The organism is Streptomyces sp. NPDC046821 (genome assembly GCF_040645335.1).
Classification (GTDB): domain Bacteria; phylum Actinomycetota; class Actinomycetes; order Streptomycetales; family Streptomycetaceae; genus Streptomyces.
Genome location: NZ_JBEYYB010000013.1, coordinates 293,379 through 308,209, shown reverse-complemented (window position 1 = coordinate 308,209; position 14,831 = coordinate 293,379). Strand labels below are relative to the sequence as shown.

Sequence of the window (14,831 nt, the reverse complement as noted above, 5' to 3'; positions counted from 1 at the left end):
TCTATCAGATCTTTCCGATCCGATTTCCTCGGTGCCTTTCAGGTTTCCGCTCCGGCCTTTCGGCTTTCGCGTTTCCCTTTCCGGCGGTTCCGACTCTATCAGATCCTTTCGGGCCTGATTCCCAGTCGGTTGGGTTTGTCTTTCCGGCTGTTGGGCCGTTCCGACGAGTGAGACATTAGCGGATTCCTGCCGCCCGAGCTAATCGGGGGTGTCCTTTCGAACGCGGATTCCTCATTTCGCAAACACGCATGACAACGAGACGTGAAGCGCCTCGAAGAGACACGTCATCGATCGTTGAATGGTTCTTGCGGAATGGCCGCCCGGGGACCGGTCAGGAACCGGAGCTCACGTCGGGCAACTCGGAGAACACTACGTAGCGGTCCAAGGAGTGTCAACCTCGTGCCTGACGGCCTCACCAGGTCTATGGTGGACCGCATGACTACGCATGCGCACACCCAGCAGTGGTGGGCCGCCTGACGGCGGCCGGCACAAGCATGCATCCAACGGCCGCCGCCTCGGCGGCCGTTCTTGTATCTCCCTCCTGGAGACCACCAAGCCCGGCAGCCGGGCCGGCGGGCCTGACCAGGAGGTGAAGTAATGACGCGAATCTTCAGCGGGGTCAAGCCGACCGGGCACCTGACGCTGGGCAACTACCTCGGCGCCGTACGGCAGTGGGCGGAAGTCGACCAGCACCGGGCTGACGCGTTGTTCTGCGTCGTCGACCTGCACGCGCTGACCGTGGATCACGATCCCGGGCGGGTGCGCCGGCTCAGTCAGCAGGCGGCGACGCTGCTGCTCGCCTGCGGGCTCGATCCCGAGCTGAGCACCGTGTTCGTACAGAGTCATGTAGATGAGCACGCTCGGCTGTCGTATCTGCTCGAGTGCGTCGCCACGGACGGCGAGATGCGGCGGATGATCCAGTACAAGGAGAAGTCCGTGCGCGAGCGGGAGCGGGGCGGGAGTGTGCGGCTGTCCCTGCTGACGTACCCGGTCCTGATGGCGGCGGACATCCTGGCGTACGGGGCGGACGAGGTTCCGGTGGGTGAGGACCAGACGCAGCACGTCGAGCTGACCCGTGATCTGGCGGTGCGGTTCAACCAGCGGTACGGACACACGTTCGCGGTGCCGCGGGCTACGCCGCCCGCCGTGGCCGCGCGGGTCATGGACCTCCAGGACCCGGCTTCCAAGATGGGGAAGTCGCACGACAACGGGGCCGGGATCATCTATCTCCTCGACGAGCCGGATGTCGCGCGGAAGAAGATCATGCGGGCGGTCACGGACAGCGGAACGGACGTCGAGTACGACCGCGAGGCCAAGCCCGGGGTGTCGAATCTGCTGGAGATTCTGGCCGCTTGTGAGGGTGGGAACCCGCAGGCCTTGAGCGGTGTATATGAGTCGTATGGCGCGCTGAAGAAGGCTGCTGCGGAGGCCGTGGTCGAGCTTCTGAAGCCGGTGCAGAAGCGACACAAGGAACTGGTCGAGGATCCCGCGTATGTAGAGGAGGTGTTGCGGCGGGGAGCTGAGCGGGCGAGGGATAAGGCGAAGCCGACCGTGGACGCCGCTTATCGGGCGATCGGGCTGCTTCCTCCTGCCTAGGGAGTAGGCCTCGGCAGGGGTGCAGCGTATGGGTCCGGCCGTCTCCCGGGTGTCGGGGAGGGAGACGGCCTGGCTCGTCGGCCCAGGTGGCGTCAGTTGTTGCCGGAGGCGAGTTCGCGGCTGCGGTCGCGGGCGGCTTCCAGGGCGGCGATGAGGGCGGCGCGGACTCCGTGGTTCTCGAGTTCGCGGATGGCGTTGATGGTGGTGCCGGCGGGGGAGGTGACGTTCTCGCGAAGCTTGACGGGGTGCTCGCCGCTGTCGCGGAGCATCGTGGCGGCGCCGATCGCGGACTGGACGATCAGGTCGTGGGCCTTGTCGCGGGGCAGACCGAGCAGGATGCCCGCGTCGGTCATGGCCTCGACGAGGTAGAAGAAATAGGCCGGGCCCGAGCCGGACAGGGCGGTGCAGGCGTCCTGCTGGGACTCGGGGACGCGCAGTGTCTTGCCGACGGCGCCGAAGATCTCCTCGGCGTGGGCGAGGTGGGCGGCCGTGGCGTGGGAGCCGGCGGAGATGACAGACATGGCTTCGTCGACGAGAGCGGGGGTGTTCGTCATGACGCGGACGACTGCGGTGCCTTCGGGGAGGCGCTCCTCGAAGAACGTGGTGGGGATGCCCGCCGCGCCGCTGACGACCAGGCGGTCGGCGGGGAGGTGCGGGGCGAGTTCAGCAAGGAGGGTGCCCATGTCCTGGGGCTTGACCGTGAGGATCAGGGTGTCGGCCTGCTTGGCGGCTTCCGCGTTGGTGACGGGGGTGACGCCGTAGCGGGTGCGGAGTTCCTCGGCGCGTTCGGGCCGGCGGGCCGTGACCAGGAGGTCGGCCGGGGCCCAGCCGCCTCGGATCATGCCGCTGAGCAGCGCCTCACCGATCTTGCCGGTGCCGAGTACAGCGACCTTCTGGCGCGAGTTCTGGCTCATGAGCGTTGGCCCTCCCGTGTGCGTCGTCCGGGGTCATCCTCGCATCGGGGAGGACGGTTCCGGTTGAGCGTCCGGTGGGCGGACGGGCGGCCCACGCCAGGGCGTCGCCAGTGGGGGGTGGTGGGGCGCGCCGTCGGTCAGGTCGTGCGGCGGCGGAGGGTGGCGGCGCCGAGGGTCAGGACCAGGACGGCGCAGCCCGCGACGATCAGGGCGTCGCGGACATAGGTGGCGGTGAGGTCGGTGTGGCGGAGGACCTCGTTCATTCCGTCGACGGCATACGACATGGGGAGGACGTTGGAGATCGCTTCGAGGACGGGGTGCATCTGGTCGCGCGGGGTGAACAAGCCGCACAGGAGCAGCTGGGGGAAGATCACCGCCGGCATGAACTGGACGGCCTGGAACTCGGAGGCCGCGAAGGCGGAGACGAAGAGCCCGAGGGCGGTGCCGAGCAGGGCGTCGAGAAGGGCGACCAGGAGCAGGAGCCAGGCCGATCCGGTGACGTCGAGACCGAGGCCCCACAGCGCCAGGGTCGTCGCAAGGACGGACTGGATGACGGCGAGGGTTCCGAAGGCGAGGGCGTAGCCGCCGATGAGGTCGCTCTTGCCGAGGGGCATGGCGAGGAGGCGTTCGAGGGTGCCGGAGGTGCGTTCACGCAGGGTGGCGATCGAGGTGACCAGGAACATCGTGATGAGCGGGAAGATGCCGAGGAGGGAGGCGCCGATGGAGTCGAAGGTGCCCGCGCTGCCGTCGAAGACGTAGCGGAGCAGGACGAGCATCACGCACGGGACCAGCAGCATCAGGGCGATGGAGCGCGGGTCGTGGCGGAGCTGGCGCAGGACTCGGGCGGCGGTGGCGAGGGTGCGGGCTGCGTTCATCGAGGGCTCCGCTGGCGGGTGTCGGGGTCGGGGCTGGGGCTGGGGCTCGGGTTGAGGCTCGGGCTGGGGCTCGGGCTGGGTTCGGGGCTGGGGCTCGGGCTGGGTTCGGGGCTGGCGTTGGGGTTGCTGGTGGCGGTGGTGGTGGTCGCGTTGGCCCGGTCTACGAGGTGGAGGAAGGCGTCTTCGACGGTGACGGCGCCGGTCTGGGTTCGCAGGGCGTCGGGGGTGTCGTCGGCGAGGAGCTCGCCTTCGCGCATGAGGAGGAGGCGGTGACAGCGTTCGGCCTCGTCCATGACGTGCGAGGAGACGAGGAGGGTGGCTCCGCGGGCGGCGATGGCGTGGAAGAGGTTCCACAGGTCGCGGCGTAGGACGGGGTCGAGGCCGACGGTGGGTTCGTCGAGGACGAGGAGTTCGGGGGTGCCGAGCAGGGCGACGGCCAGGGAGACGCGGCTGAGCTGGCCGCCGGAGAGGTTGCCGGCGAGTTCGTCGGTGTGGGAGGTGAGGTCGACTTCCGTGATGACGCGGGCGACGTCGTCTCGGCGGTGGGAGGCGGCGGCGCGGCCTGGTCGGAGTACGGCTGCGAAGTAGTCGAGGTTCTGGCGGACCGTCAGGTCTGCGTACACGGAGGGGGACTGGGTGACGTATCCGATGCGGGAGCGGAGTTCCGCGGAGCCTGCCGGGTGGCCGAGGACGGTGAGGGTGCCGGTGACCTTGGCCTGGGTGCCGACGACGGCGCGCATGAGGGTGGATTTGCCGCAGCCGGAGGGGCCGAGGAGACCGGTGATCTGACCTCGGGGGACGGCGAAGTCGAGGGCGCGGAGGACTGGTCGGCCGCCTCGGACGACGGTGACGCCGTTGGCGTGGATGGCCGGGGCGGGTGGTGGGGCTGAGCGTTCCGGTCGGGCGGAGGGTTCGGGAGCAGGGGGCTCTGGAGAGATATTCATCATGTGGTGAATATCCCTCTGGGGAGGGCGGGCGTCAAGCGTTGGGGGGCTGTGGGGAGGGGTGGTTGGGGCGCCTGGGTGTGACGGGCGAGGTGGGCGAGGGGCAGCCGGGGGGTCGCGCCCTCGCGCCGGGGGCCGGCTTGGGCGGTGCCGGGGTGTGGGGCTGCCTGAGTACCGGGGTGCGGAGTGCCGGGGTGCGGAGTGCCGGGGTGCGGGGTGCCGGGGTGCGGGGCTGCCGGTCTGCCGGGGGCTGGCGAGGGTGGCGCTTGTGTGCCGGGGGTGCTGGCCCGGCTGGGGAGCCTCGGCGGGACAGGGGCGTCGGTGTTCGCCGGGTTGGGTGGGGGTGGCTGAGGTGAGGGGGGTGGGTCAGGTTCGGGTGGTTGTCAGGAGTTCGACTACGTAGGTCTCTTCCACTGTTCCGGCGGGGAAGAGGGTGGTCAGTCTGGTGTGTTCTTCGGTGAGGAAGGCCTCGGCGTCGGTTTGGTCCAGGACCAGGAAGGCTGAGTGGCTGCCCAGGTTGGCGAGGTGGGTTTCCAGGGGGACTCGGCGGCTCCAGCGGATGTGGCGCAGGGTGACGGCGCCATGGCCCGGGAGGGCTGCGAGGCCTGAGAGTTCGGTGGCTCGGGCCTGGTCGGGGCGTTGCCGGGCACCCGTGTGGACGCCCACGTGGTTGGCGATGCGTGCCTGTTGTGCGGCGATCCAGGGGACGTCGAGGGCGGTGGTGTTCCACCACAGGGCGAGGGTGCCGCCGGGGCGGAGGACGCGCATCGCTTCGGGGCCCGACTGGTCCGGGGTGGTCCAGTGCCAGGACTGGGCGTAGGTGAGGAGGTCCAGGGAGGCGTCGGCGAGGGGGAGGGCGTTGCCGTCGCCGCGCACGATCGGTACGGCGGGGAGGGTCTGGCGGAACTGGGCCGCCATGCCTTCGCCCGGTTCGACGGCGACCACGTGGGCGCCGCGGGCGTGCAGGAGGGCGGTGGAGATGCCGGTTCCCGCGCCTACGTCTGCGACGCGGGCGCCGGCGAGGGGGCGGCCGGCGAGTTCTTCGAGGGCGTCGAGGAGGGCGGGTGGATAGGACGGGCGGTTCGCGGCGTACTGCGCGGCTGCGGCGTTGAATGAGTGGGCGCGCGAGACGGTGGTCATCTCGCCATCCTGTCCCTCGCGTCGGCCTCTCGTCAGTAGATAAGTGCCGGGGGCAGGTCAGTTCTTGCGCTTCTTCTTGGAGGGGTTGCCGGTGCGGCGGGTGGTGCGGCGTTCGTACTGTTCGCGCGCGGTCTCGTACTCCTGCCTGCGGAGTTTTTCGCCGGGGGCCTCTGAGAAGCAGCGTGCGAAGTGGGCGAGGAGGACGCCGACGAAACCGATCATCATGAAGCCGCGCAGGGATGCCTGTGACTCGGGGTTCAGGCGCTTCGAGAAGCTCTCCCAGGTGCGGCGGAAGGCCAGGGCGCTGCAGATGGCGAACATCAGGACGACGAGGATGTTCACGAAGGAGCCGACGTCGGCGATGGCCAGGCCGTCATAGGCGAAGCGGAGGACGAAGCAGCCGGCTGCTGCGGCGACCAGGGATCCGGCGGCGACGGCGACGCGGCGCCAGGTGTAGCCGCCGTCGTGGTCGACCCAGGTCGTGCCGAAGAAGCGGATCTCCTCGGGCCGGGGGCCCGCGGGGGTACCGGTTGCGGCTCCCGAGGTGTCGGGGGCGGGGTGGGGGGTGCCGGATTCGTCGCTCACGGTTCGATTATCGCCGGGAGGGGGCGTGGGGTGGGTGGACGGGCCCCAGATCCCTGGTTCAGCGGTCCCCGGTTCTGCCGGTCCCTGGTTCCCCGGCGCGTCCGGCGCCCCGACGCTCCGACGCCCCAGCTTCCGTACCCCCGGATCTCCGCTAGGCGCAGCGCGGGGCCACGTAGCCGTCGGTGCCGGTTTTCACGTAGGCGTCGGAGACGTACTGGCCGCCGGCGATGTTGTCCCAGATGTTTGTGGTGCCGTAGGTGCCGGTGATCGTTTCGCCCGGGCGCTGGCAGTTGATCGGTACGTGGGCGTCCAGCGGGAGGACCTTGACCAGCTGGTACTGGGTGCCCGGGCCGCTGCGTACCTTCAGGCGGACGCCGGGGGCGACCGGGTAGCGGACGGCGAAGGCCTCGGTGCTCAGCGCGTCGGCCGTTCCTGCTGCCGCCGTTTCGTCTTCAACAGCCATGATGAACTCCCCCGTTGATGTGTCTGAAAGTCGCGCACCTGTCGTGCGACCCGCGCAGGCTAGCAAGCCCTTCCGGTATCGCACGCACCATCGACTAGGCTCCGTGCGTCGCGCTTGCGGACACAGACACGGGGGTGGGCGATGCCGCCGCTGCGCAGCACCGGGCCCGGCCCGGAAGCGGAGCATCCGGAGTACGCCGGGCAGTACCGACTTGAGTCGTGCCTCGGCGGGGGTGGCATGGGTGTGGTGCACCTGGCGACGTCCGCGTCCGGGCTTCGGCTCGCCGTCAAGGTGGTGCACGCGGAGTACGCGGCGGATCCCGAGTTCCGGGCTCGTTTCCGGCAGGAGGTCAATGCCGCGCGGAGAGTCAGCGGGGCGTTCACCGCGCCGGTCGTCGACGCGGATCCACATGCCGAACTGCCGTGGATGGCCACGCTGTTCATCCCCGGGGACACCCTCGCCGAGCGTGTGAAGCGGAGCGGTGCGCTGGCGCCCGCCGAGGTGCGCAAGCTGGGCGCGGGGCTCGCCGAGGCGCTGCGGGACATCCATCGCGCAGGCGTCGTACACCGCGATCTCAAGCCGAGCAACGTGCTGCTCGCCGTCGATGGACCCAAGGTCATCGACTTCGGCATCTCGCGGCCCACGGACAGTGATCTGCGTACGGAGACGGGGAAGTTGATCGGGTCGCCGCCGTTCATGGCGCCCGAGCAGTTCCAGCGGCCGCGTGAAGTGGGGCCCGCCGCCGATGTGTTCGCGATGGGAGCGGTGCTGGCCCACGCGGCGACCGGACGGGGACCGTTCGACTCGAACAGCCCGTACATCGTGGCGTACCAGGTCGTTCACAACGAGCCGGATCTGGCAGGCGTGCCCGGCGACCTCGCGCCGCTGATCAGGCGTTGTCTTGCCAAGGATCCGGACGAGCGTCCGCTGCCGGCCGAGATCATGGAGGAGCTGCGGCAGGCGCGCGGGCAGGCCCCGGAGGGGCCGGGGCAGGAGCCGGCGTTCATACCCGCTCAGCGGCGCGCGAGTGACCTGGTCCGTCCCCACTGGCCCGAACCCGCCTCCGCCGACGCGCCGGCCGAGCAGCCGACCCACCCCCGCCAGCGCGAGGCAGCGGGACCCGGGACCGAGGCCGACGCCCCGCGCCGCCGCCTCCGCACTTCGACGACCAAGGCCGCGCGCCGATGGGTCCCCGTGGCGGGGGCAGCCCTCGTACTGGCCGCCACCGGCACCGGTGTCGTCCTGTACGCGTCGGACGGCGACCGCGCACCCCGGCCGGCCGGAGCCGCCGCGCGCCAAGGCGCCGCCGCGTTCACCCCCTGGCACCGGACCCTCGACGGAGCGAGCACCACCGCCCCCGCGTGCGCCTCCGGGCCGGGCGCGCTCTACTGCGTCACGAGCAGCGGGACCACGACGCGACTCGATCCCCTCGACGGCCACACCCTGTGGACGACGAAGGCGGCGAAGGCGACGCAAGCCACGAAGACGCCCACCACGCCGAGTACATCCTCCGCCGCCCCCGAGCCCCCCGTACTCTCCGGCGGCCTGGTCCAGCTCGTCACCGGTCACCGCATCCGCGCGCTCGATCCCCGTACGGGCAAGGAGCGTTGGGCCGTCGACGCTTCCGCGTACGACTCCGTGGAGCAGGGCGGGGACACGACGTTGCTGGTCGGTTCGGGGGGTACCGTGCGGGCCCTGGACAGCGCGACCGGTGAGGCGCGATGGACGCAGCGCATCGGTGGCCTCGGCACCCGGTGGATCGCAGCCGCCGACCAAACAACCTCAGGCCCCGAGCAATTCTTCGCCGTCACCGCCTCCGCCGACGGAACCACCACCTCCGTCAGCGCGGTCGACGCCCATCGCGGCACCGTGCGCTGGACCGCCCGTGCGGCCGGCAGCCTCAGCCCCTTCGGCGCGTCGGACGGAGCCGTGTACCTGCTGTCCACCGATACGAACCTGCTGGTGGACGCCGTCGTACGGTTCGACACCGACCGGCGCACGGCCCACCGCTACCCCCTCGCGACGCCGGCCGACCAGGCCGAAGCCACCGAGAGCGGAGGCGTCGCCTACGTCTACGGAGCCGGCGGTTCACTCGTCGCCGTGAAGACCACGGCCACGAACGACCCCCGTCACGCGGAGACCTGGCGCCTGGAGACCTCCGTCAGCCGGCTGTCGCGCCCCGTGGTTGCCGGTACGACCCTCTACCTCGCCGCCCCGGACGGCCGCCTCCTCGCCACCGACACCCGTACGGGCAAACCCCTGGGGCAGACGCGCCCCCGGCTCGGGGCCGAACCCGGACGCGTGGTCGGGGAGTTGCCCCCGCCGGTGGTGGGTGACGGCGGACGGGTCTACGGGAGCGCGCCGGACGGAAGCGTGTTCGCGGTGGACGGGCGCCACCCCGCGAGCTGGTAGACGCGACCCCGCGAACTGGTAAGCCCCCCATACACAGACGCCCCCGCACACAGGCGAACCCGTACAGACACGGCGAAGCCCGCCCGTCGGAAACATTCTCCGCCGGGCGGGCTCACCCAAAAAGCAAAGCTGTCTCAGCCCAGCTTCGACACGTCCCGCACCGCGCCCTTGTCCGCGCTCGTGGCCATCGCCGCGTAGGCGCGCAGGGCCGCCGAGACCTTGCGGTCACGGTTCGCGGGGGCGTAGACGCCGCCCATGGCCTCGCGGCGGGCCGCCAGTTCCTCGTCCGCGACCAGCAGTTCGATCGAGCGGTTCGGGATGTCGATGCGGATGTGGTCGCCGTCCTTGACCAGGGCGATCGTGCCGCCGGACGCCGCCTCGGGCGAGGCGTGGCCGATGGACAGGCCCGACGTGCCGCCGGAGAACCGGCCGTCCGTGACCAGCGCGCAGGTCTTGCCGAGGCCGCGGCCCTTGAGGAAGGAGGTCGGGTAGAGCATCTCCTGCATACCCGGGCCGCCCTTGGGGCCCTCGTAGCGGATGACGACCACGTCGCCGTCCTTGACCTGCTTGTTCAGGATCTTCTCGACGGCCTCCTCCTGCGACTCGCAGACGACGGCCGGGCCCTCGAAGGTCCAGATCGACTCGTCGACGCCGGCGGTCTTCACGACGCAGCCGTCGACGGCGAGGTTGCCGTGCAGGACGGCGAGTCCGCCGTCCTTCGAGTACGCGTGGGCCGCGTCGCGGATGCAGCCGTTCGCCGCGTCCGTGTCGAGGGTGTCCCAGCGCTCCGACTGCGAGAAGGCGGTCGCCGAGCGGACGCAGCCGGGGGCCGCGTGCCACAGCTCGACGGCCTCTTCCGACGGGGAGCCGCCGCGCACGTCCCAGGTCTCCAGCCACTGCTTGACGGAGGGCGCGTGGACGGCGTGGACGTCCTCGTTCAGCAGGCCCGCGCGGTACAGCTCGCCGAGGATGGCGGGGATGCCGCCGGCCCGGTGCACGTCCTCCATGTAGTACGTGCGGTCCTTGGCGACGTTCGGGGCGACCTTGGCCAGGCAGGGGACCCGGCGCGAGACCTCGTCCATGTCCGGCAGGCCGTAGTCGAGCTCGGCCTCCTGGGCCGCGGCGAGCAGGTGCAGGATCGTGTTGGTGGAGCCGCCCATGGCGATGTCGAGGGCCATGGCGTTCTCGAAGGCGCCGCGGGTCGCGACCGAGCGCGGCAGGACGGAGTCGTCGTCCTCGTCGTAGTAGCGACGGGTGATGTCGACGACCGTGCGGGCCGCGTTCTCGTACAGCGCCTTGCGGGCGGTGTGGGTGGCGAGCACCGTGCCGTTGCCGGGGAGGGAGAGGCCGATCGCCTCGGTCAGGCAGTTCATCGAGTTGGCGGTGAACATGCCGGAACAGGAACCGCAGGTCGGGCAGGCGTTCTCCTCGATGCGGGAGATGTCCTCGTCCGAGATGTTCGGGTTCACCGCGTCGGAGATCGCGTCGACCAGGTCGAGCGTGCGGACCGAGCCGTCGACGAGGGTGGCGCGGCCGGACTCCATCGGGCCGCCGGAGACGAAGACCGTCGGGATGTTCAGGCGGAGCGCCGCCATCAGCATTCCGGGGGTGATCTTGTCGCAGTTCGAGATGCAGATCAGGGCGTCGGCGCAGTGCGCCTCGACCATGTACTCGACCGAGTCGGCGATCAGGTCGCGGGACGGGAGCGAGTAGAGCATCCCGCCGTGGCCCATCGCGATGCCGTCGTCGACGGCGATCGTGTTGAACTCGCGGGCGATGCCGCCCGCCGCCGTGATCGCCTCGGAGACGATGCGGCCGACCGGCTGGAGGTGGGTGTGGCCGGGCACGAACTCGGTGAACGAGTTGGCCACGGCGATGATCGGCTTCCGGCCGATGTCCGCACCGGGTACCCCGGAGGCCCGCATAAGGGCGCGTGCGCCCGCCATGTTGCGTCCGTGGGTGACTGTGCGGGACCTCAGCTCGGGCATCGTCGCTCGCTCCTTCAAGGGCCCCTTCCCGGGGCCCGTGCGGCAGATAGGGCTGTTGTCGAGCGTACGCCGCCGATCCAAGATCCGGACATGGTGTCCGGAATACGGGACGCCCGTCTCGCCGTACGTGCACCATGCGTGGTGTCTACACAGGTACCGGCGTCGCACAGGCGCGGAGCGCGATCGCGTGGTCAGCCCGTCAAATGCCCCTGCACCACCGGCGCCACCCGCTCGACGATCCGCTCCACGTCCGCCGACGCGAGCGGTTCCACCCGGATCACGTACCGCAGCATCGCGATCCCCACGAGCTGCGCCGCCGCCAGCTCCGCCCTCAGCTCGGCCTCCTCGTTCGGCAGGTCGAGCCGCCGGGCGATCTTCCGCAGCAGCTGTACGGCGATCAGGCGCCGGAAGACGGCCGCCGCCGTCTCGTTGTTCACGGCCGAGCGGACGATCGCGAGGAGCGGGGCGCGGGTCGCCGGGTTCTCCCAGACGGAGAGGATGAAGCGGGTCAGCCGCTCCCCCGCGCCCTCCAGCGGGCCCTCCTCGACTGCCTCCGACACGTGCAGGGCAGGGGCGAAGGCGACCTCGACGGAGGCCTCGAAGACCTGTTCCTTCGTGCCGAAGTAGTGGTGCACGAGCGCCGAGTCCACGCCTGCCGCCTTGGCGATGCCGCGGACGGAGGTCTTCTCGTAACCGCGTTCGGAGAACTCCGCGCGGGCCGCCTCCAGGATGCGGTCGCGGGTCGCGGGGCCGGCCGCCTCCGTCTGCGTACGGGAGGGGCGGCCCCTGCGGCGGGCGGGGGGCGGGGCGTCCGGGTCGGTCATCGCCGGTGGACCCGGGCGGACGACGCGAGGTGGAGGCGGGTGAAGGCGAGTGCCTCGGCCAGATCGGCCTCACGTTCGGCGCTGGACATCGCGCGCCGGGTGTTGACCTCGATGACCACGTGGCCGTCGAAGCCGGTCAGGGCGAGCCGTTCGAGCACCTCGGCGCAGGGCTGGGTGCCGCGGCCCGGGACGAGGTGCTCGTCCTTCCCGGAACCCTTGCCGTCCGCTAGGTGCACGTGGCCCAGTCGCTCGCCCATGCGGTCGACCATGGACAGCGCGTCGGTGCGGGCCGTCGCGGTGTGGCTGAGGTCGATCGTGAAGTGCCGGTAGTCGTCCTTGGTGACGTCCCAGTCGGGCGCGTACGCGAGCATCTCGCGGTCGCGGTAGCGCCACGGGTACATGTTCTCGACGGCGAAACGGACGTCGGTCTCGTCCGCCATGCGCCAGATGCCGGTCACGAAGTCGCGCGCGTACTGGCGCTGCCAGCGGAACGGCGGGTGGACGACGACGGTGGACGCACCGAGCTTCTCGGCCGCGGAGCGCGCGCGCTGGAGCTTGGTCCAGGGGTCCGTCGACCACACGCGCTGCGTGATCAGCAGACAGGGGGCGTGCACGGCGAGTATCGGCACCTGGTGGTAGTCGGAGAGCCGGCGCAGGGCCTCGATGTCCTGGCTGACGGGGTCGGTCCAGACCATGACCTCGACGCCGTCGTAGCCCAGGCGCGCGGCGATCTCGAAGGCCGTCGCCGTCGACTCCGGATAGACCGAGGCCGTCGACAGGGCGACCTTCGCATCCGGGACGCGCACCACTGGTTCTGCCACGGGGACAGCGTACGGGCCCCGGATGGGCCCGGGCGCGGAGGTCCGGGGGCGGGGGTTGTGGGGTGCGCCTCAGTACGGGGGTGGGGGGTGATCGGGGGTGGGGGCTGTTGGTGTGGTGGGGGTGGGTGCGCGCCGGGTGGCGCGTGTGGTGACGGGGGTACGCGCCGGGGGCGCCTGGGCGAGGGGGTGCGCGCCGGGTGCCGCCTCGGCGAGGGTGCGCGCCGTCGCCCGCCCCTCAGGACCCGCCCCTCAGACCCCCTCCGTCACAACCCCGCCCCCGGCCGTCAGCCGCTCGTCGCTTCCCGGCATGTGGTCGAGGCGCCTGAGGATCACGCCCTCGCGGAGCGCCCAGGGGCAGACCTCCAGGGTCTCCACCCCGAACAGGTCCATCGCCCCTTCGGCCACCAGCGCGCCCGCGAGCAGCTGGCCCGCACGTCCCTCCGAGACGCCGGGGAGCTCGGCGCGCTCCGCCTCCGTCATCGAGGCGAGGCGCGGCACCCAGTCCTCCAGGGACCTGCGCTTCAGCTCGCGCTGGACGTAGAGACCCTCGGTGGAACGGGCCGCTCCGGCGAGGCGGGCGAGCTGCTTGAACGTCTTGGACGTGGCGACGACGTGGTCGGGGCTGCCGAAGCGGCTGAATTCGCCGACCGTCCGGGCGATCTGCGCGCGTACGTGCCGGCGCAGCGCCTTGACATCCGCCGGGTCCGCCGGGTCGCCCGGCAGCCAGGCCGACGTCAGACGGCCCGCGCCCAGCGGCAGCGACACCGCGGCGTCCGGCTCCTCGTCGATGCCGTACGCGATCTCGAGCGACCCGCCGCCGATGTCGAGAATGAGCAGCTTGCCCGCCGACCAACCGAACCAGCGGCGGGCCGCGAGGAAGGTGAGCCGGGCCTCCTCCTCGCCGGTGAGGACGCGCAGCTCGACGCCGGTTTCCTCCTTGACCCGGGCCAGGACCTCGTCGGCGTTGGTGGCCTCGCGCACGGCGGACGTGGCGAAGGGCAGCAGGTCCTCGACGCCCTTGTCCTCCGCGGCCTCCAGGGCGTCCCGGACAGTGGCGATCAGCCGTTCGACGCCCTCGGGGCCGATGGCTCCGCGGTCGTCGAGGAGTTGCGCGAGCCGCAGCTCCGCCTTGTGCGAATGCGCGGGCAGCGGGCGTGCGCCCGGGTGTGCGTCCACCACGAGCAAGTGCACCGTGTTCGAACCCACGTCGAGTACACCGAGTCTCATAACCGGAACGCTACTGCGTGCGAGGCCGAAGGCGGTCCTCGAAGGCAGTCCCGCAGGGCACGGGAGCGCGCTTACCCTGGAGCCGTGCCAAAGACGAAAAAGGCCAACGCCGACAAGCGCGACAACACAGACAAGAGCAATAAGCGCGGCAAGAGCGACAAGGAAGCCACGTCGGCCGCGAAGCCGTCGAAGGCCCCCGAGGAGTCGAAGCCGAAGCGCTCACCGAAGGGCTCCGCCCCTGATCAGCCCAAGGGTTCCGGCCCTCGCAAGGCCAAGGGTCCCGTCCCTGACGAGAAGGGCCTGGGCTTCGCCCGCGCCTGGGTCGAGTTCCCCGACCCGGCGGACGACGAGCAGGTCTTCCGCTGCGATCTGACGTGGCTGACCTCACGCTGGAGCTGCATCTTCGGAAGCGGCTGCCAGGGCATCCAGGCGGGCCGCGCGGACGACGGCTGCTGCACGCTCGGCGCCCACTTCTCCGACGAGGACGACGAGAAGCGGGTCGCGGGCTTCGTGGCGCGCCTCACGCCGGACATCTGGCAGCACCATGAGGTCGGTACGCAGACGGGCTGGGTCTCCAAGGACGAGGACGGCGAGCGCCAGACCCGCCCGTACAACGGCTCGTGCATCTTCCAGAACCGCCCCGGTTTCAAGGGCGGCGCGGGCTGCTCGCTGCACATCCTGGCGCTCAAGGAGGGCCGGGAGCCGCTGGAGACGAAGCCGGACGTGTGCTGGCAGCTGCCGGTCCGGCGGACCTACGAGTGGATCGACCGGCCGGACGACACCCGGGTGCTCCAGGTGTCGATCGGTGAGTACGACCGCCGCGGCTGGGGGCCGGGCGGCCACGACCTGCACTGGTGGTGCACCTCGGCGACGTCGGCCCACGGAGCCGGCGACCCGGTGTACGTCTCCTACCGGCCCGAGCTGACCGAGCTCATGGGCAAGGAGGGGTACGACCGCCTCGCCGAGCTGTGCGAGGAGCGGCTGGCGTCACAGCTTCCGCTGCTGGCTCCGCACCCTGCGGATCCCACGGAGTCCTAGCTCT

Annotated in this window: 13 protein-coding genes; 3 read left to right on the top strand and 10 right to left on the bottom strand. The window is 70.9% G+C overall.

Features of this window, described 5'->3' with window-relative positions:
- Positions 1-597 precede the first annotated feature (597 nt).
- A complete protein-coding gene (gene trpS / locus ABZ893_RS27265; protein WP_361408279.1) occupies positions 598-1,596 on the top strand; it encodes a tryptophan--tRNA ligase in 999 nt (332 codons plus the stop codon).
- A 92-nt stretch (positions 1,597-1,688) separates the two neighbouring features.
- On the opposite strand, the gene proC is transcribed toward trpS, so the two are convergent.
- The 6 genes from proC to ABZ893_RS27235 form a co-directional block, all read right to left on the bottom strand.
- On the bottom strand, positions 1,689-2,510 hold the full coding sequence (gene proC / locus ABZ893_RS27260; RefSeq protein ID WP_361408276.1) for a pyrroline-5-carboxylate reductase: 822 nt from the start codon (positions 2,508-2,510) through the stop codon (positions 1,689-1,691).
- Positions 2,511-2,647: 137 nt separating this feature from the next.
- On the bottom strand, positions 2,648-3,385 hold the full coding sequence (locus ABZ893_RS27255; protein ID WP_361408273.1) for an ABC transporter permease: 738 nt from the start codon (positions 3,383-3,385) through the stop codon (positions 2,648-2,650).
- Positions 3,382-4,332, bottom strand: coding sequence for an ABC transporter ATP-binding protein (locus ABZ893_RS27250; RefSeq protein ID WP_361408270.1), 951 nt, complete (start codon positions 4,330-4,332; stop codon positions 3,382-3,384). Before ABZ893_RS27250 ends, ABZ893_RS27255 begins: the two co-directional genes overlap by 4 nt.
- A gap of 363 nt (positions 4,333-4,695) precedes the next feature.
- Positions 4,696-5,469 carry a methyltransferase domain-containing protein gene (locus tag ABZ893_RS27245; RefSeq protein ID WP_361408267.1) on the bottom strand — a complete coding sequence of 258 codons (774 nt, stop codon included), beginning with the start codon at positions 5,467-5,469 and terminating at the stop codon, positions 4,696-4,698.
- A gap of 57 nt (positions 5,470-5,526) precedes the next feature.
- Positions 5,527-6,054: an EamA/RhaT family transporter gene (locus ABZ893_RS27240; RefSeq protein WP_361408265.1), complete on the bottom strand. Its 528-nt coding sequence runs from the start codon at positions 6,052-6,054 to the stop codon at positions 5,527-5,529.
- A gap of 151 nt (positions 6,055-6,205) precedes the next feature.
- On the bottom strand, positions 6,206-6,517 hold the full coding sequence (locus ABZ893_RS27235) for a hypothetical protein (RefSeq protein ID WP_361408263.1): 312 nt from the start codon (positions 6,515-6,517) through the stop codon (positions 6,206-6,208).
- 141 nt (positions 6,518-6,658) lie between these two features.
- Here ABZ893_RS27235 and ABZ893_RS27230 point away from each other — a divergent pair, with 141 nt between their 5' ends.
- Entirely contained in the window at positions 6,659-8,929 is a 2,271-nt protein-coding gene (locus tag ABZ893_RS27230; RefSeq protein ID WP_361408345.1) for a serine/threonine-protein kinase, read from the top strand.
- A gap of 134 nt (positions 8,930-9,063) precedes the next feature.
- On the opposite strand, the gene ilvD is transcribed toward ABZ893_RS27230, so the two are convergent.
- The 4 genes from ilvD to ABZ893_RS27210 form a co-directional block, all read right to left on the bottom strand.
- The gene (gene ilvD, locus ABZ893_RS27225) at positions 9,064-10,917 is read right to left on the bottom strand and encodes a dihydroxy-acid dehydratase (RefSeq protein WP_361408261.1); all 1,854 of its coding nucleotides are present in this window, start codon (positions 10,915-10,917) and stop codon (positions 9,064-9,066) included.
- A gap of 191 nt (positions 10,918-11,108) precedes the next feature.
- On the bottom strand, positions 11,109-11,741 hold the full coding sequence (locus tag ABZ893_RS27220; protein WP_361408260.1) for a TetR family transcriptional regulator: 633 nt from the start codon (positions 11,739-11,741) through the stop codon (positions 11,109-11,111).
- On the bottom strand, positions 11,738-12,562 hold the full coding sequence (locus ABZ893_RS27215; protein ID WP_361408258.1) for a sugar phosphate isomerase/epimerase: 825 nt from the start codon (positions 12,560-12,562) through the stop codon (positions 11,738-11,740). Before ABZ893_RS27215 ends, ABZ893_RS27220 begins: the two co-directional genes overlap by 4 nt.
- A 249-nt stretch (positions 12,563-12,811) precedes the next feature.
- Positions 12,812-13,789 carry a Ppx/GppA phosphatase family protein gene (locus ABZ893_RS27210; RefSeq protein WP_361408256.1) on the bottom strand — a complete coding sequence of 326 codons (978 nt, stop codon included), beginning with the start codon at positions 13,787-13,789 and terminating at the stop codon, positions 12,812-12,814.
- Between the two features lie 84 nt (positions 13,790-13,873).
- On the opposite strand from ABZ893_RS27210, the gene ABZ893_RS27205 reads away from it, so the two are divergent.
- A complete protein-coding gene (locus ABZ893_RS27205; protein WP_361408254.1) occupies positions 13,874-14,827 on the top strand; it encodes a hypothetical protein in 954 nt (317 codons plus the stop codon).
- Positions 14,828-14,831: the final 4 nt, after the last annotated feature.